The organism is Streptomyces sp. S063 (genome assembly GCF_002832675.1).
In the GTDB taxonomy this organism is placed as follows: domain Bacteria; phylum Actinomycetota; class Actinomycetes; order Streptomycetales; family Streptomycetaceae; genus Streptomyces; species Streptomyces sindenensis.
In genome coordinates, this window is sequence record NZ_CP021707.1 from 6,744,465 (window position 1) to 6,770,572 (window position 26,108).

The following is a 26,108-nucleotide window of genomic DNA, read 5'->3' on the forward strand; positions in this document are numbered from 1 at the left end:
GTCGGGGGCGTTCGCGTCATCGGCGGTTCAGGTACGCCTGGAAGGCACGGTGAAGCGCGTGGTTGGTGCTGCCGCCCACTGGCCTCTCCCATTCCCCCAACGTCTCGACGACCTGACCACCGGTGCCGAGCTTCCACCGCAGCAATCCGTACTCACGTTCTTCCGGATCGAGAGTGGAGGGTACCCCGCGCATGTCGTAGACGTACGCTCCGGTCGCGTGGGCATCCAGCAGCATCCGCCACTGAAGGGCGTTGGAGGGCCGGACCTCGCGGCGGTGGTCGGCCGACGCACCGGTCTGGTACCAGGTCCGGCGGCCCACGGTGATCATCGTGTGGGCGGCCAGGATCTCGCCCCGGTGGCGGGCGAGGTAGAGCTTCATGCGGCCCGGTTCCTCGGCGTTGAGAGCGGTGTACTGCCGCTCGTAATAGGCGAGTGAGCGGCCGAGGCGGAAGCCGTCGCGACGCTCGGTGAGGGTGAGCAGACGGCTGAACTCGGGAAGGTCCGCCGAACCGCCGACCACCACCTCCACCCCTTCCTTCCGGGCCCGGCGTACATTCCGGCGCCACTCCTGGTTGAGCCCTGCCCACAGATCGTCCGGGGTACGTCCGGCGAGTGGCACCTGAAAGACGTGGCGGGGCTGAGCATCCCCGCCCTGCCCCGTCCCGTCTCCGCCGCAGCGGCGCCAGCCCCTGGCCCGCAGCCGGTCGGCGACGGCGGAGCCGAGAGGATCGACCTCGCTGGCCAGGACGTCGCCGATGCGGCGGCCCGGGCCGGCGAGGGGCTTGAGCCGGGCCGCGTCCCAACGCCGGTAGGCGGGCGACGGACCGATGCGCACGGCGAAAGCGCCCGCACGGCGCAGGTGCTCCAGCATCGGATCGAGCCAGTCGTCGACATCGGGGTCGCTCCAGTCGACGACGGGCCCTTCGGGAAGGTAGGCGAAGTACTTGCGCGTGCCGGGGAATTGCCGCAGCAGCACCGAGGCCGCCCCCGTCAGCGCGCCGGCCTCCGGATCGGGTCCCCAGCCGATCAACCGGGAGTGCCAGCCCTCTTTGACGCCGGCCCAGGACGGGCACTGGAGGAAGCCGGGACCGAGGGCCTGGCCTTCGGGCGACGCGAGGAAGTCGCGGTAGGCCCTCGGTGTGATGGTGCCCAGGGCCACGCCCCGGGGCCGTGCGCGGCGCACGGGGCTGGACGACGACGGCACGAGCAGCGCTGACACGGTCTGGCCTCTCCTTCTCCCCGGTCTCTGACGCGGGGACGATTCCCCGGACTTCGCGGGGATACAGAGGATGCTCACAGCGCTCCATGACCGCTCGGAGCGGCGAATGTGACCGGACCATGACCGTTCCCCACCAGTCGCCGTCACACCGTGCCACAACGCCTGAACTGCGGTTTGCCGCCTCTACAGTCGCAGCATCGCCGACTCGTCCGGCACTCTCGCGGCTCTTTTGGAGGTCCTGTTGTCCCGCTCGTCACACATACCCGTACGCATCCACGCCCGCGTCCGGGCCGCCGTGGTCGCCGCCCTCGTGGCACCTCTCGCCGCCTGCTCGTCGAGCCCCTCTCCCGGTGCACCGGCCGCCGAGGCGACATCGAGCCCCGACGACCGGCCCGTCACCGTCTCTGTCACGCCAACGGGCAAGCAGGTCCCCGCCGGTGAGCCGGTACGGGTCACGGTCTCGGGCGGCCGCCTCACCTCGGTGACCGTCACCGACGCAGGAGGCCGCCGGCTCGCCGGAAAGGCCGCCGTCGACGGCCGGTCGTGGGTCTCCGACCGCAAGGCCGTACCGGGTACGGCGTACGAGGTGACGGCCGCGACCCGGAGCGCGGGCGGAATCGCCCGGAGCGCCCGGGCCACCTTCACCACGGCGAAGGCGGGCAAGGTCAACAAGGTCGACTGGCGACCGGGCACCGGCACCACCGTCGGCGTCGCCCAGCCCATCTCCCTGGTCTTCGACCACCCGGTCAAGAACCGGGCCGAGGTCGAGAAGCAGCTCAAGGTCACCACCTCGAACGAGACGCAGGGCTCCTGGGGCTGGATGCGCGATTGGTCGGGCCGGGACCGGGTGGACTGGCGGCCCAGGTCGTACTGGAAGCCGGGGACCGAGGTCACGCTGAAAGCCGAGCTGAACGGCACCGACTCGGGGCCCGGGGGCGGCTGGTTCGTACGCGACTACACGACTGCCTTCACCATCGGCGCACGGCAGATCGCGAAGGTCGACCTCGACCGCCACCAGCTCACGCTTGTCCGCGACGGCGAGACGGTCCGCCGGATCCCGGTCTCCGGCGGCACGCCCGGCGGCGACAAACGATCCTGGCGCGGAACCGCCGTCCTCATGTCCAAGGAGGGCACGATCAACATGAACTCCGAGACCGTGGGCCTCGCCGACGCCTACGACAAGATGGTCGACCACTCGATGCGGCTGACCTGGTCGGGCATGTACGCGCACGCCGCCCCGTGGAACGCCCGCCATCTCGGCAGGGCCAACCGGAGTTCCGGATGCATCGGCATGAGCGACGCGGACGCGGCCTGGTTCTACGGGCAGGTGCGGCCGGGAGATCCGTTCGAGATCACCGGCAAGGACACCAAGGGCGTGGTCGCCCCCGGGAACGGCTTCGGCGCGTGGAACCTCTCGTGGACCGAGTGGCAGCGGATGAGCGCGTCGCGCTGAGAGCGGTGGGTGGAGGGTGGGTCGTCCGTGCTGCTGAACATAATATCTGGCGGGTCTCGGTGACCGCGGCTAGGCTCCCGGCGATGACTCACTCCATGAACAGATTGGGGGACCCGTCCGCGCAAGGTGAGTGCTGATGCTCACTTCGACCGCGAACCGGGATTCCCACCCGCCCCTCCCGTCTTTCTGGCCGCGCGTGCGTCGATTCGCCGTGCCGGCCTCGATGATCGAGACTGCGACCGCCCGCCGCGAGGCCGGGGACTGGGCAGGCGCGTGCGCAGCGGCACGTGTCGACGTCGACCTCCAACTCCGTTCCGTGGCAAGCAGCCACGGCCGGGAACTCGCCGCCTGCATCCGGGCGGACCTCCGCCATCTGGCTCCCGATCTGCTGCGCTGGCACCTGCCGAGGATCGCCCCGCACGGGCTGCTGCGCCCGGGGCTGACGATCGAACTGGCCCACTACGACCCCCTGGAGCGTGACGGGCCGGCCCCTCTGCACCTGGTCGTCCGGACCCCACCCGCCTGGGCGGACGCCGGACAGCGGATCAGTCTCGCGCTGTGGGACGGGTCGCACGCCGAGCCCACCGCCCGACGGCACCCCCACCCGCATCCGAACCGCCGCTTCCGTCTCGATCTGCACCGCCACCTGTGGGATGCGCGCAGAGCCGATGAGCTGCGACTCCGCTCCGGTGCCGACGGCCTGTCAACCGAACCCGCTGATGCAGCCGTTGACCCGGACCTGTGGAGCGCCGTGCCGGCGGACCGCCGCTGTGCCGTCGACCGGTGGGCGGCGGAGGCGGCGACCCTGCTCCGGGCGGAGAGGCAGGAGGGACAGGAGCAGGGAGGGGCGGTGAGCGTGCGGTTGGGCGGTCGGCGTCGGCTGCTTCTCCGCGTGGAGAACGGCGAGGACGGCTGGGGCACGCCCGTCGCGCGGATCGCGGCGGTAGTGCCGGACCAGGGTTCGTCCGCGGCACCGGTGCTGCCGGATGCGGCCACCTGGGTGCTGCCCGACCTCGATCTGCTCCGCACCGGGGCTGTCGCAGCCGGGCAGTTGCACCCGCTGGTCGCGCGGGCGCTCGTGCCGGGCCCCCCGCCGCCGACTTCGGCCCCGGCCCGTTCACGTACCGGTGACGGGACCGGAGCGACGCGCCTCGTGGACTGCCGGGGAGCCCAGCACCGGATCGGCCTGGTCGACGGGGCCCTGGCTCCGCTGGACCATGACCCGGCCGAGATCCGCCGCGAAGAACTGCTGGTCGCCCTGACCGGTACGCCGCTGCCCTGCCTCCGGGCCATCGACGAGGCACACCGGCGGCCCGACTGCCTCACGGGTGTGCGCGAACGCCTCGACCACGGGGACATCGCCGGTGCGCTGGACGTCGTCGAAGGGCTGCTCGGTCCTGAAGCGGTGCTCCGCGAGGGCCCCTTGCGGGACGAACTGGAAGCCGCGGCCCGGCGGCGGATCACCTACGGACTGTTCCGAGCCGGCCTGCTCGGCTCAGGCCCCCTCCACCGCCACTCGGTCCCCCGCCGCCTCGTCGCCCCCCGCCCGCGCAGGGCGCGACGACCGCGCCACACCACCGTCAGCTGATCCCGCAGCCTCCGCGGCCGCTGCCGCGCTCCCATGGCCGCCCCGCCCACCCGCCCTCTCGCACACCCTCAGGTGATCACTCATGCTCACGAACACCACCTCCGCCCCCCTGCCCTCTCCCGGCTCCCCACTCGCGGTCGCCGATGCGCTGATGCGCCTGCTCCGCGACACCACCACCGAGCCGCGCCCCGACATCCAGCTGGAGGCGCTGACCCTGGCGGTCTCCGCCGACCTGCCCGTCCTGCTGTGGGGCGAGCCGGGCATCGGAAAGACCGCGGCTCTGACCCAGCTCGCCGCCGCACTGGGCCTGCCGCTCACGACCGTCATCGCCAGCGTGCACGAGCCGTCCGACTTCTCCGGGCTGCCCATCGTCGGCGACGACCCCGCCGAACAGGGCGTGCCGATGGCCCCGCCGGACTGGGCCGTTCGCCTCGTACGGGCCGGAAAGGGCCTGCTGTTCCTCGACGAGCTCTCCACCGCACCGCCCGCCGTCCAGGCCGCGCTCCTGCGCCTCGTGCTGGAGCGGCGGATCGGTGCGCTGCAACTCCCGCCCGGTGTCAGGATCGTGGCGGCGGCCAATCCGCGTTCGTCGGCGGCCGACGGCTGGGAGCTGAGCCCGCCACTCGCCAACCGGTTCGTCCACCTCCAGTGGACCCACGACCACGAGGTCGTCGTACGCGGCCTCGCCGGCACCTGGCCCCGTGCGACGCTGCCCCGCCTCGATCCCGAAAAGCTGCCCGAGGCGGTGGACTTCGCCCGGCGCGCGGTGTGCGGGCTGCTCTCCGCCCGCCCCACGCTCGTCCACCGGCTGCCCACCACGGAGACGCGCCGGGGCGGCCCCTGGCCGTCGCCGCGCAGCTGGGACATGACGCTGAACCTGATCGCCTTCGCGGCCGCCGCCGGCTCCTCCAGGGAGGTGCTGTCCCTGCTGGTCAGGGGCACGGTGGGGGACGGGCCCGGTCTTGAACTGCTGGCGAGCCTGGACCGGATGGACCTTCCGGACCCCGAGGACCTCCTCGCCGACCCGGCGAACGCGGTCCTGCCCGAGCGTGGCGATCTGCGACAGGCCGCGTTGGACGGGGTCGTCGCGGCGATCCGTACCCGCCCGGACCGGGCACGCTGGGACGCGGCGTGGACGCTGCTCGTCCGGGCGCTGGAGTCCGGAGCCCCGGACCTGGTGGTCGTCCCCGCCACCACCCTCGCCTCGCTGCGCCAGGAGGACTGGGACGTACCGGCCGCGATCGAGCACCTCGCCGGAGTGGTCTCCCTGTCCCGACGGGCGGACCGGGCGGCGGACCGGGTGGCCCGCGCCGGAGCGACGGCGGGCCGATGACGACGACCGACGGCGGACCGATGACGACGACCGAAGCCGCGCCGAGCACGCTCGACCTGGACAAACTCTTCGCCGCGCGCCTCCAGGCGGCCAGAGCCCGCCCCTACCTGGCCACAGCCCTGTTCGCCCTGCACACCGTGGAGTCGCGGGAGGTTCCGACCATGGCCGTCGACCGGTACTGGCGGTGCTACGTATCCCCGTCCTTCGTGGCCCGCACCCCGGTCGAGGAGCTGGCCGGGGTCTGGGTCCACGAGGTGTCGCACCTGCTGCGCGACCACCACGGGCGCAGCGACCGGGTCGCCCGGCAGCGCGGGCTGACCGGCCCGGGGGACCGGCTGCGGATGAACATCGCCGCCGACTGCGAGATCAACGACGACGTGTACGGCGACGGCCTGGCCCGGCCGAAGGGGGCCGTCTACCCGTCGACGCTGGATCTGCGGCCCGGCGAGCTGATGGAGGACTACCTGTACCAGTTCCGCCTCGGCCCGCGCACCCAGGACCTCGCCTGGCTGGACTGCGGCAGCGGCGCCGACGGACTGGACAGGGAATGGGAGTTGGGTCCCGACGGGGCCAACGGGCTCAGCGCACACGAACAGGACGCCGTCCGGTTCCGGGTGGCGCAGGGCATTGCCGGCCGGCCGGGCAACGCCTCGAAGGGGTGGAAGCGGTGGGCGGAGGAGGCGTTCCATCCGCCCCAGCCCTGGAGGGAGTTGCTGGGCGCCGCCGTCCGCTCGGCCGCCTCGGGCCCCGGTGCGGGGGAGGACTACACCTACGGGCGGCCCTCGCGCCGCTCCACCGGACTGCCCGGTGTCGTCCTGCCGAGCCTCCGCCGCAGACCGCCCCGGGTCTCCGTCGTCATCGACACGTCCGGCTCGGTCAGCGACGCCGAACTGGGCAGCGCCCTCCTCGAAGTCGCCGCCGTCTCCCGCGCGGTGGGCGGCCGCCGCGACCTGGTCACCGTCCTCGCGTGCGACGCGGCGACCAGGGTGGTCCACCCGCTGTGCCAGGCCGAGGGCATCCCGCTGGTGGGCGGCGGCGGCACGGATCTGCGTACGGGCTTCGCGAAGGCGCTCCGGTCCCATCCCCGCCCCGACGCCGTCGTCGTGCTGACGGACGGTCAAACCCCCTGGCCCACGGCCCAACCGTCGTGTCGCACGGTCGTCGGGCTGTTCCCGAGGGACAACCGGCGCAGCTCCTGGAACGAGGACAACCCCGACTACGTCCCTCCCCGGCCGCCTGCGTGGGCGCGGGTGGTGGAGATCGGTTGAGGGGCAGGCCCCTCCTCCTGGCGGCCGGAGCCGGACCCGCCGGAGGGGGCGGTCACCGGGGAACGACGCTCGCCACCAGCCCCGCCACCGCCTCCGCCAGTGTCTTCAGGCCCGGGCCCGCAGGGCCGCCCGGCTCGGTCATGTACGTGTCGCGGCGGATCTCGATCATCAGCGCGGTGACCCGGCGGTCCGATCCGTAGTGCCGGAGGGGGACGTACGTACCGGCGAACGGGGTGTCGTGTCCGATGCCGTCATGGCCGACACGGTCGCCGAACGCCGATTCCGCCGCCGCGAGGAGTTCCGGCGGGGTGTGGAACGGGTCGGTGCCCAGGCAGACGGGCGGGCGCGGGCCGGTGCCGTGGAGCTCGTAGGGGAGGGGCTCGGTCGGGTACGAGTGGACGTCGATGATCACCGCCCGGCCGGCGGCGGCGATGCGTGCCTCGACCGCCTCGGTCATGGCGGTGGCGTACGGGTGGAAGTACGCCTCCAGCAGGGGAGTGGGGTCGTCCTCCGGCGGGCGGAGCGGTTCGCGGTGGGTGGTGCGGGTGTAGACGGCGCCCATGCCGACGGCGAGCATCTCCTCCCGTTCGTCCGGGAAGCGTTCCGGGTCGACGACCAGCCGGGACAGGTTGTTGACGAAGCACCAGGGGGCGACCGGGGCCATCTGCGCCGCAGCCGTCGCCAGTTCGGCGGTGTGGGCATCGGTGATGTGGTCGAGCTCGCGCTCCAGGGCGGCGTCGTCCAGCGTGATGCCCTTGCGCACGCGGTGGGGGATGTGGCGGGAGCCGTGCGGCACGTGGAGGAGGACCGGGGAGTCGGCGGCGCCCGGGATGAGGGTGAAGGGCCGCTGGGGGTCGCTCACGGGTACTTCTCCTCCGTTGTGCCGTCTTCGTCGCACACCAGTCTCCCGTGCCCGCCCAGGTGGTGGTCCCCCGGCGAGGCGCCGGGGGACCACCACGTCAGAGAACGGCTACTGGCCGGAACCGATCACCGGGTAGTGATCGGAGAGGTTCGTGTACGTGTACTTCTTGCCCCAGCTGGACACCGTCCACGGGGCGCTCTGCTCCTTGACCACATCGTTCTTCCAGCCCGCCGGCTTCGCGTGGCCCGTGCGGTGCAGGACGTGGTCCAGGTCCTCGCGGGGGTCGTCGGGGTAGCGCTCGGAGGCTATGGAGTTGTCGCGGGTGTCGAAGGAGTACGTGTGGCCCGTCCGGGAGTCCGGGGTGGTCAGGCCGGCGTCGGAGAGGAACGACGCGTACTCCGCCGAGTGTCCGTCGACGTTGAAGTCGCCTGCCACGACGACCTGTTCGGAGGCCGGGATGTCCTTCGCGTCGAGGAACGCGTCCATCTGCTTGAACTGCCGGCTGCGCATCTGTGCCGCCTCGCCCGCCGAGCAGCCCGGGTCGGTCGACTGGGCGTGGGTGCCGACGACGTGGACCCGGGCGCCGTTCACGTCCAGCACCGCGTAGGCGAAGCCCTTGTTCGAGAACCAGTCACCACCGCACGCGTCCTTGAAGACGAACTGCTCCTTGCGCACGATCGGCCACTTGCTGAGGATGGTGACGCCGCCGTCCTCCGGCGTCGTCGCCGAGTAGGAGCCGCCCGTGGCGTCCCAGCCGCTCTTGCTCCGGCCGACCACCGGGGTCTGGTGCGGGTACTGGGCGGCCGAGTTGCGCAGCAGCGCGTCGGAGGCGCCGTTGTCGAAGGCCTCCTGGATCACCACGACGTCGTTGCCCTGGAAGAACGACGTCTTCGGGATCTCGGCCGCCCGGTGGTCCTGGCCCCAGTTGGGGTAGAGCGTCTTGCTGAAGAGGAACGCGTTGTACGAGAGCACCCGCAGCGAGGGGGTCTCGGCAGCCGCCGCCTGGGGAGCGTTCGCGGCGAGAGTGACGGTGGCGAGCGCGGCGGACAGGGTGACGCCGGTCAGGCGGCGGAACGCGGTGTTCGGCACGAGGTCTCCTGTGGTCGAGTGGGGGGCGTACCGGGCGCCCCCCATCCAAGCAGCGCCAGTTACCCGCGGGTAGACATCGGGTGGCACGAGTCTGTCCGATCGGCTGCCATCCGGATCCCGGCCGGATACGCCGAACCGTGTCCGTCGCCGTTCAGACGAGGTCGCCGTAGACGATCAGGTTGTCCACCGGGTGGCCCTCCGCGTCGAACTCCCCGTCGCAGGTGATCAGCCGCAGCGTGCTGCCCTTCGTCGGGCCGTAGACCTTCTCCGTGGGGAACGCCTTCTTGCTGACCGCTTCCTTCCCTGTGACCGTGAAGCGCAGGGTCTTCCCCGCCCCGTCGCGGACCAGTACCTCGGCGCCCTCGCGGACGTTCTTCAGGTCGTGGAAGACGGCCCGGCCGAAGCGGGTGTCGTTGTGGCCGATCAGTACGGCCGGGCCCGGTGTGCCGGGTACGGACCCGCCGCGGTACCAGCCCGCCGTCATGCCCTTCTCCGCCGGCGGAACCTCGACCGTGCCGTCCGCGTTGAGACCCAGCTCCATGAGGGTGCTCCGTACGCCGATGGAAGGGATGGTGACCTCCGTGGGGGCCGACCGTTCCGTCTCGTCGGTCCGGGACCGTGCGGTCGGTGCGGAGCCCGCCTCGTCCCGCGCCGTCGCGGAGGGAGCGGTGGCCGTGGCTGCCGAGGGCTCGGCGGACGAGCAGCCGGCCAGAGCGACGCAGGCCGCGACGGCGGTCAGCAGGGCGGCGGTCCGCCGGAAGCGGTGGGGCGTACGGGGCGACGGCACAGGGAGACTCCGGAATCGGGGCAGGAGGGGGTGAACGTGCGGCTCGGGAACTGCGTGTGGCGCCGCCCCTGCGCGGGGCGGCGCCACACGCAGCGGTCGGGTCAGCCGTTGCGGCCCGCCGCCGAGCGGCGGCGCAGCACGAGCGTGCCCGCGCCCGCGAGCAGCGCGGCCCCGGCCGCCGAACCGGCGAGCAGCGCGGTGCTGTTGTCCCCGCTGCCGACCGGGCGTTCACCGGCGGCGACACCGCCGCGCGGGGTGACCGCCGGTTCGGCCTCCGCCGGGGCGGCCTCCTTCGGCGCCGGTGCCGGGCGGTCGCCCGCCGCCACACCGCCGCGCGGGGTCACCGCCGGGGCGGCGTCCCTCGGGGCCTCCGCGGCGGCCTTGCTCCGCTCCGGGGACAGTGTGACCTCGGCGGGGGCCGACGGCCTCGGGGAGGCGTCGGCGAACGCGGCGGCGGACGGGACCAGCACCGCGCCCGCCGCGACAGCGGCGAGGACGGCGGCGCGCAGCGTGGTGCGCGTGGGGAAAGCGGTCATGCGGATGGCTCCATTCCATACTCGGCCCCGTGACGGTCCCGGATGCCGGTTCGCACCGGGGGCGGGGCATGGAGCCAGGCTGGCGTGGAGATATGAAGAAGCTGTCAGAACGCTGTGGTCATCCCATCAGGGGCCGGACATCCCCTGGCTCCGGGCAGCCGGAGAGCGAACGTCGACCCCTCGCCCTCGGTGCTCGTCGCCTCCGCCGTGCCGCCGTGCGCCTCGACCAGTTTGCGGACGATGGCCAGGCCCAGGCCGCTGCCGCCCGTGCGGCGGCTGCGGGACTTCTCGGCGCGCCAGAACCGGTCGAAGACATGGGGGAGGTCGTCCGCGGGGATACCGGATCCGGTGTCCGTCACCTCGATCACCACCGTCCCGCCGCCTGTCACGGCCGTCCCGCAGCCCTCCTCGGAGGCGTTCGGCCCGGGGGCGTACGGCCCGGACGCGTCCCGCCCCGCGACGTACGCGCGCAGCGTCACCCGCCCGCCCTCCGGCGTGTGCCGTACGGCGTTGGACACCAGGTTCCCCACCGCCTGCCGCAGCCGCACCGGGTCCGCGCCCAGGGCCGGGCCCGGGGCGGTCGTGGTGACGGTGAGCGTGACGCCCGCGTTCTCCGCGCGAGCCTGGTGCGCGGCGGCGACCTGGGCCAGCAGCTCCCGGACCTCGACGGGTTCCGGATGCAGGCGCAGCGCCCCCGCGTCGGCCGCAGCCAGGTCCTGGAGGTCGTCGATGATGTGCTGGAGCAGCACGGCCTCCTCCAGCAGCGAGGAGACGAACGCCGGGTCGGGGTCGGCCAGTCCGTCCTGGGCGGCCTCCAGCCAGCCCCGGATGTTGCTCAGCGGGGTGCGCAGCTCATGGGCGACATCGCTCACCATCGCCTTGCGCTGCTCCTCCAGCCGCGCCCGATGGGCCGACATGTCGTTGAACGCCGCGGCCAGCCGCCCGACCTCGTCGTCCCCCGACACGGGCACCGACGCAGGCTGCTCCCCGTCCCGCATCCGCTGCGCGGCGCCGGTCAGGGCGTGCAGAGGGCGTACCAGCCGGGCTCCCGCGAACACCGAAGCGCCCACCGTGAGGGCCAGCACGAGCGCCGCGGCTCCCGCGATCCTGGCCGTGTTCGCGGGGGAGAGATCGAAGCCCGGCAGCGTCGCGCCGCCCTCGTCGCCGATGAAGAGGAGAGCGGGAGAGGCCACGTACGAACTGAGCTGCTCGCTCCGGGCCGTGCCCACACAGGACGCGATGGCCCGGTCCCTCTCCCCGGTCATCTCCGGCATCTCCACCGACGGCGCGGCCCGCTCCGCCGGGGCGTCGCGTGGCGCGGGCACCGGCCGCGGTGCGAGCGCCCCGGGTTCGCCCGGTACGGCCACCGGGGCCGGATCGCCCCAGGACAGATCGTTGTTCAGCCGTACGCCCTCGCGGCCCTGCCGCTTCAGGCAGGCGTCGGCCAGCTCGGTGAGCGCGTCGAGCGCCTTGCGTTCCGAACGGGTGGGCGCGTCCAGGGCGGCGAGATCGCAGCGGGTGCCGAGCGCGCGTTCGGGGTCGTTGCCCACGATCTGCACCCGGGGGCGGCCGCTCGCCCCGACCACCACGTCCGAGGCGATCCCCGCCCGGTTCAGGCACGCCACCTTGTCGTCCGCCGTCCGTCGCAACGCCCGGCTGTCGGCGGACGAGAGCCGGAAAGGACCCACCGCCCGGGGGTCGATCCGGTCGGCGCCCGTACCCTGCCCTGCGGCACCGCGCGCCGCCAGAACCGTGTCCACGGACAACGGGTCGACCACGGCCGACGCCTGCGGCGGCAGGGCCCGCGCGGTCTCCCCGGTGGCGGAGTCCGCGAGCGGCTGCCGGCCCTGCGTGGTCAGGGCGACCCGGCGGCCCGACTCCCGGGCCAGCTTCCGGACCGTCGCCCCGACCCCGTCCCAGGTCGGGTTGCGGGCGGCGTACTCCAGCAGGGTGTCGTAGATCCGGGCGTCCGCGGTGAGGTTCTGGCCCTGCTCCTGCCTGATCGCGCCCGAAGTGGTCTGTACGGCGATCCAGGCGGTGGCCGCCACCGAACAGGCGGCCACCAGCGCCGAGACGGCGAGCAGCCGCCCCAGCAGACTCCGCCGCAGCGGCAGCCGCGCGCGACCCGGCCCCTCCCGCCGGGCGCCGCGCCCGCGTGCCCTACCCACGCCGGGCCGCGGCCTTCGCCGGGTCGGTCAGTTTGTAGCCGACGCCGAAGACGGTGAGGAGCCGCTCCGGCCGCCGAGGGGCCCGCTCGATCTTCTTGCGCAGGTTCATGACGTGCACGTCGACGGTCCGGGCGCTGATGTAGCGGTCGAACCCGTGGAGTTCCTCCAGGAGCCGCTGCCGGCTGAACACCCGGTCCGGTCCGGCCGCCAGTGCCGCCAGGATCCGGAACTCGCCCGGGGTGCACTCCACCGTCCGGTCGCCCACCGACACCTCGTGCCGCTCCGGGTCGACCACGAGCTCGCCGACGCGCAGGACCGGGTCCTCGGCCACCGCTTCCGGGGCGGCGGGCCGCCGGGTGCGCCGCAGCAGGGTACGGACCCGGGCCATCAGCTCGCGCGGGCTGTACGGCTTGGTCATGTAGTCGTCGGCGCCGAGGTCGAGACCGAGCAGGAGATCGTCCTCGGTCGACCGCGCGGTCAGCATCAGCACGGGCAGTTCGCGGTCCTCGGACCGCAGCACCCGCACCACGTCCAGGCCGTCGGCCCGGGGCATCATCACATCGAGAACGAGCAGGTCGGGTTCCCGGTGCCGGACGGCGTCGAGCACGGCGAGGCCGTCGCCCACGATCCGTACGGCGTGTCCTTCCCGTTCCAGATAGCGGCGTACGAGCTCGGCCTGCTTCTCGTCGTCCTCGGCGACCATGACGTCAGCGCACACGCCCCCGATCGTAGAGCGGCGGGACTACAGTGCGAGGCCGGGGCGGGTTCCGGTCCACGGAAGCCGGGAAGGGAACCGGCGCGTTCACCCGCGCGAGGGTGTCCGCACCGGTGGAAGGAGACGGGTTGAACAGCCTCGGTACCGACGGCGGCGGAACGGCGCACAACGCGGCGTACAACACGGTGTCGGGGGACGCCGTCATCGTCGGGCCCGTCCTGATGGCGCAGCGGATCGAGGGCCTCCAGTTGCCGACGCCCCCGCCGGACGTCCCGCCGAGCCAGGGGCCCGTGCCCAGCCGGGTGTTCGTCAACCGGACGAGGGAACTGGCCGATCTGCGGGACGCGGCCCTGTCCCTGGCCGCCGGACCGGAGCCGGGTGTCGTGCTGGTGGTCGGGGTCGGCGGGGGTGGGCCGACGCCCTCGACGTGCTGGACGAGGCGGCCGGGACCGCCCGGGCCGGCGGCGACGAACCCATGCTGCCCCGGATCGACCTCGTACGGGCCCATGCCTTCGCCGGGCTCGGCTCACTGGACCGGGCGGTCGCCGCCGCCGGTGCGGCGGCCGACGCGGCGGCCGCGCTCAAGCAGTTCGCCAAGCTCGACCAGGCGCTCGAACTGCTCGCCGCACTGGCCGACCGGGCCGAGGACCGGCCGCTGCGGGCCGCCTGCGAGGAGAAGCTCAGCGCGTTGCGGCGGACCATGGGGCTGAGGCCACCGGCCGCGCCGACGGCCTGAGCCTCCCTCCGCTTACCCTTCTCCCTGCCCCTTTACCTCTCCCGGAGCCACGCGTTGTCCTCGGTGCCGTCGCTGCTCAGCCGTACGTCCGCCCGGTTCCGGGGCCGCCGCGCGGACCGGCCGTGCCACGACCGGTGGGACACCTGGGACGCGCCGAAGGCCGAGGTGCTCGGGGTGGCCCGGACGCTCACGTCCGCCACCCGGGTGGTGGACGTGATGCATCTGCTGCGGCCCGAGGACGGCATCGAGAAGTACTACACGGTCAATCCGGGGTCGGCGTTCGCCGACGGGCTCGACTCCTACCTGTCCGGCCTCGGGATCCGTGTGCTGAGCTGGGAGGAGGCGACCCGGCGCCCCTTCGATCTGGCCGTGAGCTGTTCGGTGCATCCGACGATGCGCCGGCTCGACGCCCCGCTGATGGTGCTGCCGCACGGCGCCGGGTACAACCGCCTCGTCACCGAGTCGACGGGCGACGCCCTCGCCCCCGCCGGGCTGTCCCGCCGGGAGCTGATGTGGCGGGGAAAGGTCGTCCCACAGGCGATCGGCGTCTCCCACCAGGATCAGATCGACCGGCTCACCGAGATCTGCCCCGAGGCGGCGCCGTACGCCCTGGCCGTCGGCGACTGGTGCTTCCAGCGCATCACCGCGAGCATGTCCCACCGGGACCGGTACCGCTCGCGGCTCGGCGCGGTCGACGGGCGCCGGCTGGTCGTCGTCCACTCCACCTGGAGCGAGCACTCGCTGCTCGGGCGCCATCCGGAGCTGCCGCTGCGGCTGGTCACCTCGCTCCCGGCCGACGAGTTCGCGGTCGCGGCCGTCTTCCACCCCAACGTGTGGGCCCGGCACACCCCGGCCGGTGTGCTGGAGCGGCTCGGGGCGGCGATGGACGCCGGGCTCATGATCATTCCGCCTCAGGAGGGGTGGCGGGCCGCCGTGGTGGCCAGCGACTGGGTGGTCGGCGACCACGGCAGTACGTCGTTCTACTCGGCCGCCGCGGACCGCGTCACGGTGCTCGCGGCCACCGGACTCGACGAGCTGGACCCGCTCTCTCCCGCCGCCGCCTTCGCCCGGGGCGCGCCGCGCCTGGACCCCGAGGGGGACGTCCTGGCGCAGCTGCTGGACACGGCGCGCCGGCACGACCCGGCGGAGCTGCGGCCCCTGGTGGACGGGCAGCTCGCGTCGGTCGACACCTCCGGTGAGGTGACGCGGGCCCGGATGTACGAGTTCCTCGCCCGGCGCGGGGTCCGGGTGCCCCCGGGCGCTCCGCGGCCCCTTCCCGTACCTGCGCCCGAACCGGTGCGGCGGGCGCAGGTCACGGCGTACGACGTGACGGGGACGCACGACGCGTGGGGCACCGTGAAGATCGAGCGGCGCCCCCTCGTCGCGGGGCACCACACCGAGGCCCTCGGCTTCTACGCCGTCACCACCGAGGAGAACCACCCCCACTGGCCCGCCGCGGCGGAGGTGCTGGCCCGCACGGTCGCGGACGCGGAGGTGGCCGCGCTCGACTGGATCACGGACGCGGCCCTGCGCCACGAGAACCTCAACGTCCTGGTCGCCCGGCTGGACGAGACCCGCTGTCTCGTCCAGCTGCGCGGCGGGCGGCAGTTGGAGGCGCGCACTGAGCGCGCCTGGGGTGCCCGGCGGCCCGCGCTCGACCCGGTGCTCCTGGGTTCCGCCGTCAACCTGTGGCTGACCGACCTGGAGCGGTCGAAGGATCTGACGGACGGACTGACGATCCGGACCGGGGAGTGGAGCGTGGGGGTGGCCTTCACCCCGCCGACGCCGGCCCGGTGATCCGCCCGCGCAGACCCGGTGGCCTGCCGACGCCCACCTTGTGGGCAATGATGCGCAGATGTCATGCGAGGAGCGGCGCGAAGGTGGTCCGTATCGTTCGAGGTTCGGTCGGAAATGAGCGCGAACAGGGCCCAAGGGTTCACGGAACCTCCTTATAGTGGTGCCGCGTTGATCGTATGGTCGCAACGCGCGAAGTCGCCGCCACTGGAGTCCGTACGATGACGAACCCCTCGTCCGCCACGCCCGCGTCCCCGACCGGTACGGGTGGAGGCTGTGCCATGGGCGCCGCTGCGAGTGCCGTCGTGCTCGGCGGACCCGGCTTCGACACCGACCCCCAGGAGCTCTACCGCTCCATGCGGAGCGAGCACGGCCCCGTCGTCCCGGTCGAACTGCCCGGCGGCTTTCCCGCCTGGCTGGTGATCGGCTACCGGGAACTCCACCAGGTCACCAGCGACGGGGAGTTGTACCCCCGGGACGTCTCACTGTGGAACCAGTGGGGCAACATCCCCGCCGACTGGCCGCTGTTGCCCATGGTGGGGACCCCGATGCCGTCCATCTACTTCACCGCCGGGGCCGAGCACCGCCGCCATGTCGACATGGTCGTCCCCGCCCTCGAAGGGGCGGACCCCTTCGAAATCCGTCAGCACTGCGAGCAGTTGGCCGACCGACTCATCGATGCCGTGTGCAGCCGGGGTACCGCCGACCTCGTCGCCGAGTACGCCGAGCCGCTGCCCGTCCTCGTGCTCGCCCGGCTCGTCGGCTTCCCCGACGACGAGGGCGCCGACATCGCACGGGTGCTCAAGGACCTCGCCGACGGCGGGCCCGAGGCGCAGAAGGCGCACCTGCGCTTCGGCGAGCACATGCAGCGGCTCGTCGCCGACAAGCGCGCCCGGCCCGGCGACGACGTGACCTCGCGGATGCTGGCCCACCCGGGGCCGTTCACCGACGAGGAGTACGCGCTCGACCTGATGGCCATCACGGCCGCCGGGCACCTCACCACCGCCGACTGGATCAGCAACTCCACCCGGCTGATGCTCACCGAGGACCAGTTCGCCGACGCGCTCTCCGGCGGCCGGCACAGCGTCGCCGAGGCCATGAACGAGGTGCTCTGGGAGGACGGCCCCACCCAGATCCTGGCCGGTCGGTGGGCCGCGCGCGACACCCGGCTCGGCGGCCGGAACATCGCCCGCGGCGACATGCTGCTCCTCGGCCTCGGCGCCGCCAACGCCGACCCCCATATCCGCCAGCAGGTCACCGCCTCCGCCGTCCGCTCCGGGCACGGCGGCAACAGCGCCCACCTGGCGTTCAGCCACGGCGAGTACCGCTGCCCCTTCCCCGCCCAGGAGATCGCCGAGATCATCGCCCGTACCGGCATCGAAGTGCTGCTGGACCGGCTGCCCGACCTCGAACTCGCCGTCCCCGCGGCCGACCTGGTCCGCCGGCCGTCCGCCTTCCTGCGCGGGACGACCGCGCTGCCCGTCCGCTTCACCCCCGTCCGCACGACAGGAGACGCGTTGTGAACTGCCCGCACGCCGAGGCCGCACAAGCCGGCCGGAACCCCGGGGTCATCACCATCGACCCCATGGTCCAGGACCTGGACGGCGAGACCGTACGGCTGCGCGACGCCGGGGCCCTCGCCCGGATCGACCTGCTCGGCGTCCCGGCCTGGACGGTCACCCGGCACGCCGAGGCGCGCCAACTGCTCGTCGACCCGCGCCTGGTGAAGGACATCGACGCCTGGGGGCTGTGGCGGAGCGGAGTGGTGACACGTGCATGGCCGCTGATCGGCATGATCGACGCCGGGCGCTCCATGTTCACCGTCGACGGGGCCGAACACCGGCGGCTGCGCACCAAGACCTCGCAGGCGCTGACCCCCCGCCGCCTGGAGGCGATCCGCCCGGCCATCGAGAAGTTCACCGCAGAGCTGCTGGACGCCCTCGACGCCGCACAGGGCGAGGACGGGGTCGTCGACCTCAAGGCGGTCTTCGCCCAGCCGCTGCCGATGAAGGTCGTCGGCATGCTGATGGGCGTCGACGAGTCCCAGCACGCCATGCTCACCCGGCAGTACAAGGCGTTCTTCTCCATGCTCACCCCGCAGGACGAACGTCTGTCACTGCTGGCGGAGTTGGACGTCTTCTACACCGACCTCGTACGCGAGAAGACCGCCCGGCCCACGGACGACCTCACCAGCGCGCTGATCCTGGCCGAGGAGGGCGGCGAACCGCTGACCGAGGAGGAGGTGGTGGGCAACCTCAAGGCCATGGTCGCCGCCGGGCACGAGACCACCATCGGACTCGTCCTCAACGCCGTACGCGCCCTCCTCGCCCACCCCGACCAACTGCGCCTGGTGCTCGACGGGGAGATCGGCTGGGACGCGGTGATCGAGGAGACGCTGCGCTGGGACACCCCCACCACCCACCTGCTGATGCGGTTCGCCACCGAGGACATAGCCGTCGGCGACGAGGTGATCCGCAAGGGCGAGGGAGTCGTCATCTCCTACCGGGCCATCGGACGGGACTTCGAGCAGCACGGCCCCGACGCCGACGCCTTCGACATCACCCGGCCCACCCGCAACCGCCACATGACCTTCGGCCACGGCCCGCACATCTGCCCCGGCGCCGCCCTGTCGCGCGTCGAGGCGGGTATCGCGCTGCCCGCCCTCTTCGCCCGCTTCCCCGGACTCCGCCTCGCCGTCCCGGACGAGGAGATCACCAGACTTCCGGTGATGACACAGAACGACATGGCCGCCTTCCCCGTAATCCTGGCCTGACGGCGCGACCGGCGGGCCGGGGCGGGGAAGGGAGGGACCGTATGACATCCGGACCGGGGTTCCTGGCGCTGGCGCCGCACCGCTCCGGCACGGCCTCCCTCCTCGCCGGCGCGGCCCGCCGACGCGGCATGGAGGTCACGGTGCTGCCCGCCGACGGAGTGCCCGAGCGGTACCGGGGGCGGGCGGACGCGCACTACTACGGGGGACCACGCTTCGCCGCCCGGGTCGCCGGTCCGCTCGGGGTGGCGCTCCTGGAACCCCACGACGGATGGCTGGACGCCCTGCCCCTCGCCCACACCGGTCGTGACATACGTCGGATGCCCCTCTCCGAGGCCCGCCGCCGCACCGGCCCGCTCTTCGTCAAACCGCCCACCGACAAGAGCTTCCCCGCCGCGGTCCACCCGGACGGGGCCTCGCTCCCGCCGCCCCCGCCCGGCTCCGGCGACCCTCTCGTCCAGATCAGCGAAGTCGTCACCTGGGAGGACGAGTTCAGGCTCTTTCTGCTGGACGGCGAGATCCGCACCGGTTCGCAGTACGCCGTGTACGGGCGGCTCGACGCCGCCCCGCTGACGGGCCACCCCCAGGAGGCTGCCGTACGGGCCTTCGCCCGCCGGCTCACCGAGGAACGCGGGAACACTCTGCCCGGAGCCGTCGTCGTGGACGTCGGACGGATGCGCCGGCCCGGCCGCGCCCCCGCGTGGGCGGTCGTCGAGGCCAATATGGCGTGGTTCAGCACGGTGTACGCCGCCGACCCCGACCGCGCCCTGGACGTGGTGCTCCGGTCGGCGGGCCCCCTCGGCCGCGTGCCCGAACGGGATCTGGAGTTCCGGCGAGCCCGCCCCGCAGTGGCCGCTCCCCGGGCCTGACGCGGAGGTCGGAAGGGAGCGACGGGCCGGTGCGGCGGCGGCCGGCCACGGCCGAGTGGCGGCTGCGCCATCCGCGGTGCGCGGACGGGGAGCGCACCCGGGCCGGCGGCGGTGCGCTCCGGGAGGCCGCTCCCGCCGCCCGACCGCCCCGGAGGCCCCGCATCTGTTGGCGGGCCGGCTGCTGGCGCACACCGCGCTCCACCCGGCCACCGGCGACTCCTGGCCCGCCCCGAGCGGTTCGCCGCCGCGGTCGAGGGGGAGGGGCCGGGGGTGCGGGAGCGCGCGGCCTGCCGTCCGACGGCCCCGGGAGCACCCGCCTGACCAGCAACGGGCCGTCCGGGAGGGCGCCCGGCAAGCGTCCTGCCGAGGTCGCCACGCGTGAGGCGCGTCACTCTGCGTGAAATTCTCGGCATACATTCCGGCGGAGTGGGGAGGGGTCCAGGCTGCTGGTGCGCCGGATGTCGGCCCGCCATGCGCATGCCCTGGCCGAAACCGGAGGGGGCATTTCAGGCACGGAAGGCTAAACACGACATGCTGGAGCTCAGCACCATCCACATCGACGGCACCTGGCGGGCCGCCGTATCGGGCGAGACCCGCACGGTCCTCGACCCCGCCGACGCCACGGCCTTGGCCGTCGTCGCGGAGGGCGGCGTGGCGGACACCGACGCGGCGATCGCGGCGGCACGGCGCGCCTTCGACGACGGCCCCTGGCCGCACCGGCCCGTCGCCGAGCGGGCCGGGCTGCTGCGCCGGGTGGCCGAGCTCCTCCAGCGGGACCGCGAGGAGATCGCGATCACCGAGAGCCGCGACACCGGCAAGACCCTGGAGGAGGGCCGGGTCGACGTCGACGACGTGACAGGAGCCTTCCGCTACTTCGCCGACCTCGTGATGAACGAGAGCGGCGGCCGGGTCGTCGACGCGGGCGACCCCGACGTCCACAGCATCGTCGTCCACGAGCCCGTCGGCGTCTGCGCCCTCATCGCGCCCTGGAACTACCCCCTCCTCCAGGCCAGCTGGAAGATCGCCCCGGCCCTCGCAGCGGGCAACACCTTCGTGCTCAAGCCCAGCGAGGTCACCCCGCTCTCCACCGTGCACCTGATCAAGCTGCTCGCCGAGGCCGGGCTCCCCGACGGGGCCGCCAACCTCGTCACGGGCGCGGGCGACCCGGTGGGCGCCCGGCTCTCCGAGCACCCGGACGTCGACCTGGTCTCCTTCACCGGCGGCCTCGCCAGCGGTACGAAGGTGGCCCAGGCCGCGGCCCCGACCGTGAAGAAGGTGGCCCTGGAGCTCGGCGGCAAGAACCCCAACGTGGTCTTCGCCGACGCCTGCGCCACCGACGAGGGCTTCGACACCGCCGTCGACCAGGCGCTGAACGCCGCGTTCTTCCACAGCGGCCAGGTCTGCTCCGCCGGTGCCCGCCTGATCATCGAGGAGAGCGTCCGCGACCGGTTCGTCACCGAGCTGGCTCGCCGCGCCGACGCCATCCGCCTCGGCCGGGGCACCCTCGACGGCGTCGAGTGCGGCCCCCTCGTCTCCGCCCAGCAGCTCGCCAAGGTCGAGATGTACGTCGCCTCCGCCCGCGAGGAGGGCGCGACCGTCCGGGCCGGCGGCGAACGCCCGAAGCCGAGCGACGTACTCCCCGAGGGCGGCTACTTCTACCGGCCGACCGTCCTCGACGGCTGCCACCGCGGGATGAAGGTCGTCCGCGAGGAGACCTTCGGCCCGATTCTCACCGTCGAGACCTTCCGTACCGAGGAAGAGGCCATCACGCTGGCCAACGACACCGACTACGGCCTCGCGGGCGCCGTCTGGACGACCGACGCCGGCCGGGCCCGCCGGGTCGCCGGACGGCTGCGCCACGGCACCGTCTGGATCAACGACTACCACCCCTACCTCCCGCAGGCCGAGTGGGGCGGCTTCGGGAAGTCCGGCACGGGACGCGAGCTCGGACCGACGGGGCTCGCCGAGTACCGCGAGTCCAAGCACATCTACCAGAACCTCAACCCGCGCCCCCAGCGCTGGTTCGCCGGCTGACGCCTGCGGGGGCCCCGATCGCATCGACCCCGGGGCCCCGCCCGGCTGTTCGCAGCACCACGTACACGCACGAACCTTGCAGAAGGAGCAGTGACCGATGCCTTCCACCCCCCGCAGCACCGCGGTCCCCGACGGCCTGGTGACCGACTACGTGATCGTCGGCGGCGGCACCGCCGGATCGGTCATCGCCTCCCGGCTCACCGAGGACCCGGACGTGACCGTCACCGTCATCGAGGGCGGCCCCACCGACATCGACCGCGACGACGTCCTGACCCTGCGCCGCTGGCTCGGCCTCCTCGGTGGGGACCTCGACTACGACTACCCCACCACCGAACAGCCGCGCGGCAACAGCCACATCCGGCACAGCCGCGCCCGCGTCCTCGGTGGCTGCTCCTCGCACAACACGCTCATCAGCTTCAAGCCGCTGCCCGGCGACTGGGACGAGTGGGCCGAGGCGGGCGCCGAGGGCTGGGACGCCGCCGCGATGGACCCGTACTTCGCCAAGCTGCGCAACAACATCGTCCCGGTCGACGAGAAGGACCGCAACGCCATCGCCCGCGACTTCGTCGACGCCGCCCAGGAGGCGGCCGGGGTCCCGCGCGTGGACAGCTTCAACAGCAAGCCGTTCCACGAGGGCGTCGGCTTCTTCGACCTCGCCTACCACCCCGAGAACAACAAGCGCTCCTCCGCGTCGGTGGCCTACCTCCACCCGCACATCGAGGCCGGCGACCGCCCGAACCTGCGGATCCTGCTGGAGACCTGGGCGTACCGCCTGGAATTCGACGGCACCCGCGCCACCGGCGTCCACGTCCGCACCAAGGACGGCGAGGAGATCCTGCTGCGCGCCGCCCGCGAGGTCATCGTCTGCGCGGGCGCGGTCGACACGCCCCGGCTGCTCCTGCACTCCGGGATCGGCCCCCGCGAGGACCTGTCCGCCCTCGGCATCGACGTCCGCCACGACCTCCCGGGGGTCGGCGAGAACCTGCTCGACCACCCCGAGTCCGTCATCGTCTGGGAGACCGACGGGCCCATCCCGGAGAACTCCGCGATGGACTCCGACGCGGGACTCTTCGTGCGCCGCGACCCCGGATCCCGGGGCCCGGACCTGATGTTCCACTTCTACCAGATCCCCTTCACCGACAACCCGGAGCGGCTCGGCTACGAGAAGCCCGAGCACGGTGTGTCGATGACCCCGAACATCCCCAAGCCGCGCAGCCGGGGCCGCCTCTACCTCACCAGCGCCGACCCCGAGGTCAAGCCGGCCCTGGACTTCCGGTACTTCACCGACGAGGACGACTACGACGGCCGCACCCTCGTCGACGGCATCAAGCTCGCCCGCGAGATCGCCCGCACCGAACCGCTGGCCCACTGGCTGGGGCGCGAGGTCTGCCCCGGCCCCGAGGTCACCTCGGACGAGGACATCAGCGAGTACGCGCGCAAGGTCGCCCACACCGTCTACCACCCGGCGGGCACCTGCAGGATGGGGGCCACCGACGACGAAGCAGCCGTCGTGGACCCGCAGTTGCGCATCCGCGGCCTTCAGGGCATCCGGATCGCCGACGCGTCCGTCTTCCCGACCATGCCCGCCGTCAACCCGATGATCGGCGTTCTCATGGTCGGCGAGAAGTGCGCCGAACTCCTCGCGGACCAGGCGCGTGACACCGCGCCGGCCGCCGGAACCAGCACCAGCACCGGAGGCGATGCCCGATGACCGGAACCGAGACCCTCAAGGCCACCGGCCCCTCCGGGAACGCGGGAGCCACCGAAACCGACGAGAACCCGGTGTTCTCCGTACGGAACCTCTGGAAGGTCTTCGGCCCCAAGGCCGACCGCGTCCCCGGCAGCGAGCACGCCTCCCTGCCGCCCGCCGAACTGCGCGAGGCCACCGGCTGCACCGCCGCCGTCCGCGACGTCTCCTTCGACGTCCGCAAGGGTGAGGTGTTCGTCGTCATGGGCCTGTCGGGCTCCGGCAAGTCGACCCTCGTACGCTGTCTGACCCGGCTGATCGAGCCCACCAGCGGCACCCTCGCCATCGACGGCGAGGACGTCCTCGCGATGGACCGGGCCCGGCTGCGCGAACTGCGCCGCCACCGCGCCGCGATGGTCTTCCAGCACTTCGGACTCCTGCCGCACCGCACGGTGTTGGACAATGTCGCCTACGGCCTGGAGATCCAGGGTCTGAGCAAGGCCGAACGTCGCGCCAAGGCTACCGAGTTGGTGGCCAAGGTCGGTCTCGCCGGGCTTGAGGACCGCCGCCCCTCGCAGCTCTCCGGCGGCCAGCAGCAGCGCGTCGGGCTCGCCCGCGCGCTCGCCGTCGACCCCTCCGTCCTCCTCTTCGACGAGCCGTTCAGCGCGCTGGACCCGCTGATCCGCCGCGAGATGCAGGACGAGGTGGTCCGGCTGCACCGCGAGGAGGGCCGCACCATGGTCTTCATCACGCACGACCTCGGCGAGGCCCTGCGTCTGGGCACCCGGATCGCGCTCATGCGCGACGGCGGCATCGTCCAGCTCGGCACCCCCGAGGAGATCGTGGGCTCGCCCGCCGACGACTACGTCCGCGAGTTCGTCCGCGACGTCCCGCGCGAGCAGGTCCTCACCGTCGCCACCGCCATGCGGCCCGCGCTCGCGGGGGAGAGCGAGCGCGGCCCGGCCGTACGCCCCGACGCCACCGTCTCCGAGGCCATCGAAGCGGTCTCCCGCTCCGGCGACCCCGTCGCCCGGGTGATGGACGGCGGCCGGCTCGTCGGCGTCGTCGACCGCGCGTGCCTGCTCGACGTCGTCGCCGGGACCTCCGCGCCCGGCGGCGCCCCCACGCCCGTGCCGTCCGACGTCGCGTCCGGGGCCGCCGGAGCCTCCGCCGCCCCCGAGGCACCGGACGGCTCCCGCGAGGTGACCCTCTGATGGCCACCGCACAGGCCACCCCGGCCCGTTCCGTCGCCACGGGTGCGCGCCGGGGGCCGCTGGCCGCCCTCCGTGACCGCCCCGCCGCCGCGAAGCTCCTGCTCCTCGCACTCGTCGCCGCCGTCGTCGTGCCCGTCGTGCACGGCCGCTGGGGCGGCGGGATCTGGCCCGAGGTGCTGACCGCCGACCTCTCCGCCCCGCTCGGCGAGGTCACGGACTGGATCGTCTCCAACCGCGACAGCCACCCGCTGTTCCTCTACTTCTTCGGCCACATCAGCAACGCCGTCGTGCTCTCCGTACGCGGTGTCTATCTCGTCCTCCTGGCGCTCGGCTGGGCCGGTGTCACCGTGTTCGGCGCCGCTGTCGCCTGGCGCGTCGCGGGGATCCGGCTCGCCCTCACCGCGGGCGTCTCGTTCCTGCTCTGTGGGCTGCTCGGTATGTGGGTGCCGACCATGCAGACGCTCGCGCTGATGGTCGTCGCCGTCCTCGCCTCCGTCGTGCTGGGGCTGCTTTTGGGCCTCGCCGCCGGGCTCTCGGACCGGGTGTTCCGCATCCTGCGCCCGGTCCTGGACACCATGCAGGTGCTGCCCGCCTTCGCGTATCTGCTGCCGGTGGTGCTGGTGTTCGGCATCGGCGTGCCCGGTGCCGTCCTCGCCACCGTCGTGTACGCGGCGCCGCCGATGGCCCGGCTCACCGCGCTCGGCCTGCGCGGCGCGGACGGCGGCGTCATGGAAGCCGTCACCTCTCTCGGCGCGACCGGCAGGCAGCGCCTGCTGAGCGCGCGGCTGCCGCTGGCCCGCAAGGAACTCCTCCTGGGCCTCAACCAGACCATCATGATGGCGCTCTCCATGGCCGTCATCGCCTCCGTGATCGGCGCGGGCGGCCTCGGGGACCGGGTCTACCAGGCGCTGTCCTCCGTGGACGTCGGCGCCGCCCTCGCCGCGGGCATCCCGATCGTGCTGCTGGCCGTCGTGCTGGACCGTACGACGGAGGCGGCGGGACACCGTATCGGTGCCGATCCCACCGGCCCCGCCCTGCTGCGCGGTTGGCGCGGCTGGACCCTCGCCGCCGTCGTCACCGCGGCCGTCGCCGCGGCCGGACGCGCCACCGACGGCCGGGTCTGGCCCGAGGACGTGACCGTGGCGATCGCCGGCCCGGTCAACACCGCCAAGGACTGGATGGTCGACCACCTCTACACCGGGGTGCCCGTCGTCGGCGGCACCGCCGACCTCGCCTCCCACTTCACCAGCGGCGTCCTCAACCCGCTGCGGGGCGGGCTCACCGGACTGCCCTGGTGGTCGGTGCTGCTGATCGTCGCCGCGCTCGCCTGGACCATCGGCACCTGGCGCACCGCCGTCACCGCCGTCCTCGCCATGGCCGCGATCGGCGTACTCGGCGTGTGGGAACCCGCGATGGACACCCTCAGCCAGGTCCTCGCCGCCGTCGCCGTCACCCTGGTCATCGGCTTCGGCGTCGCCGTGGGCGCGGCCCGCAGCGAACGCCTGGAGCGGCTGCTGCGCCCGGTCCTCGACGTCTTCCAGACCATGCCGCAGTTCGTCTACCTGATCCCCGTCGTCGCCCTCTTCGGCGTCGGCCGTGCCCCCGCCGCCGCTGCCGCGGTCGTCTACGCGCTGCCCGCCGTCATCCGCATCACCACGCAGGGCCTGCGGGGCGTCGACCCGGCGGCGATGGAGTGCGCCCGTTCGCTCGGCGCGACCCCGGGCCAGCAACTGCGCCAGGTCCAGATCCCGCTGGCCAGGCCCTCCCTGCTGCTCGCCGTGAACCAGGCGGTCGTGCTGGTCCTCGCCGTCGTCATCATCGGCGGACTCGTCGGCTCCGGCGCCCTCGGTTACGACGTCGTCTTCGGCCTCGCCCAGGGCGACCTGGCCACCGGCCTCGTCGCCGGAGCGGCGATCGTCTGCCTCGGCCTGATGCTCGACCGGGTCACCCAGCCCACCACCCGCCGCCAGCGACAGGAGAGCTGAG

20 protein-coding genes are annotated in these 26,108 nt (G+C 73.2%); 13 read left to right on the forward strand and 7 right to left on the reverse strand.

Annotated elements, in window-relative coordinates; all coding sequences use genetic code 11:
* Positions 1 to 16 precede the first annotated feature (16 nt).
* The gene (locus CCZ36_RS30635) at positions 17 to 1,219 is read right to left on the reverse strand and encodes a lipid II:glycine glycyltransferase FemX (protein ID WP_128819035.1); all 1,203 of its coding nucleotides are present in this window, start codon (positions 1,217 to 1,219) and stop codon (positions 17 to 19) included.
* 241 nt (positions 1,220 to 1,460) lie between these two features.
* On the opposite strand from CCZ36_RS30635, the gene CCZ36_RS30640 reads away from it, so the two are divergent.
* From CCZ36_RS30640 to CCZ36_RS30655, 4 genes are all read left to right on the forward strand, one after another.
* Positions 1,461 to 2,672 (forward strand): L,D-transpeptidase, encoded by a 1,212-nt coding sequence (locus tag CCZ36_RS30640; protein ID WP_128819036.1) that lies wholly within the window; start codon positions 1,461 to 1,463, stop codon positions 2,670 to 2,672.
* 136 nt (positions 2,673 to 2,808) lie between these two features.
* Complete coding sequence (locus CCZ36_RS30645) at positions 2,809 to 4,260, forward strand: hypothetical protein (RefSeq protein WP_128819037.1); 1,452 nt, start codon at positions 2,809 to 2,811, stop codon at positions 4,258 to 4,260.
* Positions 4,261 to 4,342: 82 nt separating this feature from the next.
* Positions 4,343 to 5,593: an AAA family ATPase gene (locus CCZ36_RS30650; protein ID WP_128819038.1), complete on the forward strand. Its 1,251-nt coding sequence runs from the start codon at positions 4,343 to 4,345 to the stop codon at positions 5,591 to 5,593.
* 20 nt (positions 5,594 to 5,613) lie between these two features.
* Positions 5,614 to 6,861, forward strand: a complete 1,248-nt coding sequence (locus tag CCZ36_RS30655; protein WP_128819812.1) for a vWA domain-containing protein — start codon at positions 5,614 to 5,616, stop codon at positions 6,859 to 6,861.
* 52 nt (positions 6,862 to 6,913) lie between these two features.
* Here the strand turns inward: CCZ36_RS30655 and CCZ36_RS30660 are convergent, their stop codons facing one another.
* From CCZ36_RS30660 to CCZ36_RS30685, 6 genes are all read right to left on the reverse strand, one after another.
* Positions 6,914 to 7,723 carry an N-formylglutamate amidohydrolase gene (locus CCZ36_RS30660; RefSeq protein ID WP_128819039.1) on the reverse strand — a complete coding sequence of 270 codons (810 nt, stop codon included), beginning with the start codon at positions 7,721 to 7,723 and terminating at the stop codon, positions 6,914 to 6,916.
* 108 nt (positions 7,724 to 7,831) lie between these two features.
* Positions 7,832 to 8,812, reverse strand: coding sequence for a sphingomyelin phosphodiesterase (gene sph / locus CCZ36_RS30665; RefSeq protein WP_128819040.1), 981 nt, complete (start codon positions 8,810 to 8,812; stop codon positions 7,832 to 7,834).
* Positions 8,813 to 8,963: 151 nt separating this feature from the next.
* Positions 8,964 to 9,599 (reverse strand): class F sortase, encoded by a 636-nt coding sequence (locus CCZ36_RS30670; protein ID WP_128819041.1) that lies wholly within the window; start codon positions 9,597 to 9,599, stop codon positions 8,964 to 8,966.
* A gap of 101 nt (positions 9,600 to 9,700) precedes the next feature.
* Positions 9,701 to 10,135, reverse strand: a complete 435-nt coding sequence (locus CCZ36_RS30675; RefSeq protein ID WP_128819042.1) for a hypothetical protein — start codon at positions 10,133 to 10,135, stop codon at positions 9,701 to 9,703.
* Between the two features lie 104 nt (positions 10,136 to 10,239).
* Positions 10,240 to 12,303, reverse strand: a complete 2,064-nt coding sequence (locus tag CCZ36_RS30680; protein ID WP_128819043.1) for a sensor histidine kinase — start codon at positions 12,301 to 12,303, stop codon at positions 10,240 to 10,242.
* A complete protein-coding gene (locus tag CCZ36_RS30685) occupies positions 12,296 to 13,006 on the reverse strand; it encodes a response regulator transcription factor (RefSeq protein ID WP_069740629.1) in 711 nt (236 codons plus the stop codon). Before CCZ36_RS30685 ends, CCZ36_RS30680 begins: the two co-directional genes overlap by 8 nt.
* Positions 13,007 to 13,445: 439 nt before the next feature.
* Here CCZ36_RS30685 and CCZ36_RS30690 point away from each other — a divergent pair, with 439 nt between their 5' ends.
* The 9 genes from CCZ36_RS30690 to CCZ36_RS30730 all read left to right on the forward strand — a co-directional run bounded on the left by CCZ36_RS30690 (position 13,446) and on the right by CCZ36_RS30730 (position 26,107).
* On the forward strand, positions 13,446 to 13,754 hold the full coding sequence (locus tag CCZ36_RS30690; protein ID WP_069740630.1) for a hypothetical protein: 309 nt from the start codon (positions 13,446 to 13,448) through the stop codon (positions 13,752 to 13,754).
* 54 nt (positions 13,755 to 13,808) lie between these two features.
* Complete coding sequence (locus tag CCZ36_RS30695; protein WP_128819044.1) at positions 13,809 to 15,551, forward strand: hypothetical protein; 1,743 nt, start codon at positions 13,809 to 13,811, stop codon at positions 15,549 to 15,551.
* 218 nt (positions 15,552 to 15,769) lie between these two features.
* On the forward strand, positions 15,770 to 17,071 hold the full coding sequence (locus CCZ36_RS30700) for a cytochrome P450 (RefSeq protein WP_069740632.1): 1,302 nt from the start codon (positions 15,770 to 15,772) through the stop codon (positions 17,069 to 17,071).
* Positions 17,068 to 18,321, forward strand: coding sequence for a cytochrome P450 family protein (locus tag CCZ36_RS30705; RefSeq protein WP_128819045.1), 1,254 nt, complete (start codon positions 17,068 to 17,070; stop codon positions 18,319 to 18,321). The genes CCZ36_RS30700 and CCZ36_RS30705 overlap by 4 nt, the downstream gene beginning before the upstream one ends.
* Positions 18,322 to 18,362: 41 nt before the next feature.
* The gene (locus CCZ36_RS30710; RefSeq protein WP_069742270.1) at positions 18,363 to 19,187 is read left to right on the forward strand and encodes an ATP-grasp domain-containing protein; all 825 of its coding nucleotides are present in this window, start codon (positions 18,363 to 18,365) and stop codon (positions 19,185 to 19,187) included.
* A gap of 531 nt (positions 19,188 to 19,718) precedes the next feature.
* Positions 19,719 to 21,221: an aldehyde dehydrogenase family protein gene (locus tag CCZ36_RS30715; protein WP_069740364.1), complete on the forward strand. Its 1,503-nt coding sequence runs from the start codon at positions 19,719 to 19,721 to the stop codon at positions 21,219 to 21,221.
* 97 nt (positions 21,222 to 21,318) lie between these two features.
* Positions 21,319 to 22,932, forward strand: coding sequence for a GMC family oxidoreductase (locus tag CCZ36_RS30720; RefSeq protein ID WP_128819046.1), 1,614 nt, complete (start codon positions 21,319 to 21,321; stop codon positions 22,930 to 22,932).
* Positions 22,929 to 24,122, forward strand: coding sequence for a quaternary amine ABC transporter ATP-binding protein (locus CCZ36_RS30725; protein ID WP_128819047.1), 1,194 nt, complete (start codon positions 22,929 to 22,931; stop codon positions 24,120 to 24,122). Before CCZ36_RS30720 ends, CCZ36_RS30725 begins: the two co-directional genes overlap by 4 nt.
* Positions 24,122 to 26,107 (forward strand): ABC transporter permease, encoded by a 1,986-nt coding sequence (locus CCZ36_RS30730; protein ID WP_128819048.1) that lies wholly within the window; start codon positions 24,122 to 24,124, stop codon positions 26,105 to 26,107. Before CCZ36_RS30725 ends, CCZ36_RS30730 begins: the two co-directional genes overlap by 1 nt.
* Position 26,108: the final 1 nt, after the last annotated feature.

Bases quoted from the DNA above. Each gene is read 5' to 3' on its own strand.
- CCZ36_RS30645 (WP_128819037.1), top strand. From the start codon at position 2,809: ATGCTCACTTCGACCGCGAACCGGGATTCCCACCCGCCCCTCCCGTCT.
- CCZ36_RS30650 (WP_128819038.1), top strand. From the start codon at position 4,343: ATGCTCACGAACACCACCTCCGCCCCCCTGCCCTCTCCCGGCTCCCCA.
- CCZ36_RS30655 (WP_128819812.1), top strand. From the start codon at position 5,614: ATGACGACGACCGAAGCCGCGCCGAGCACGCTCGACCTGGACAAACTC.
- CCZ36_RS30675 (WP_128819042.1), bottom strand. From the start codon at position 10,135: ATGACCGCTTTCCCCACGCGCACCACGCTGCGCGCCGCCGTCCTCGCC.
- CCZ36_RS30685 (WP_069740629.1), bottom strand. From the start codon at position 13,006: ATGGTCGCCGAGGACGACGAGAAGCAGGCCGAGCTCGTACGCCGCTAT.
- CCZ36_RS30700 (WP_069740632.1), top strand. From the start codon at position 15,770: ATGACGAACCCCTCGTCCGCCACGCCCGCGTCCCCGACCGGTACGGGT.
- CCZ36_RS30710 (WP_069742270.1), top strand. From the start codon at position 18,363: ATGACATCCGGACCGGGGTTCCTGGCGCTGGCGCCGCACCGCTCCGGC.
- CCZ36_RS30715 (WP_069740364.1), top strand. From the start codon at position 19,719: ATGCTGGAGCTCAGCACCATCCACATCGACGGCACCTGGCGGGCCGCC.
- CCZ36_RS30720 (WP_128819046.1), top strand. From the start codon at position 21,319: ATGCCTTCCACCCCCCGCAGCACCGCGGTCCCCGACGGCCTGGTGACC.
- CCZ36_RS30725 (WP_128819047.1), top strand. From the start codon at position 22,929: ATGACCGGAACCGAGACCCTCAAGGCCACCGGCCCCTCCGGGAACGCG.
- CCZ36_RS30730 (WP_128819048.1), top strand. From the start codon at position 24,122: ATGGCCACCGCACAGGCCACCCCGGCCCGTTCCGTCGCCACGGGTGCG.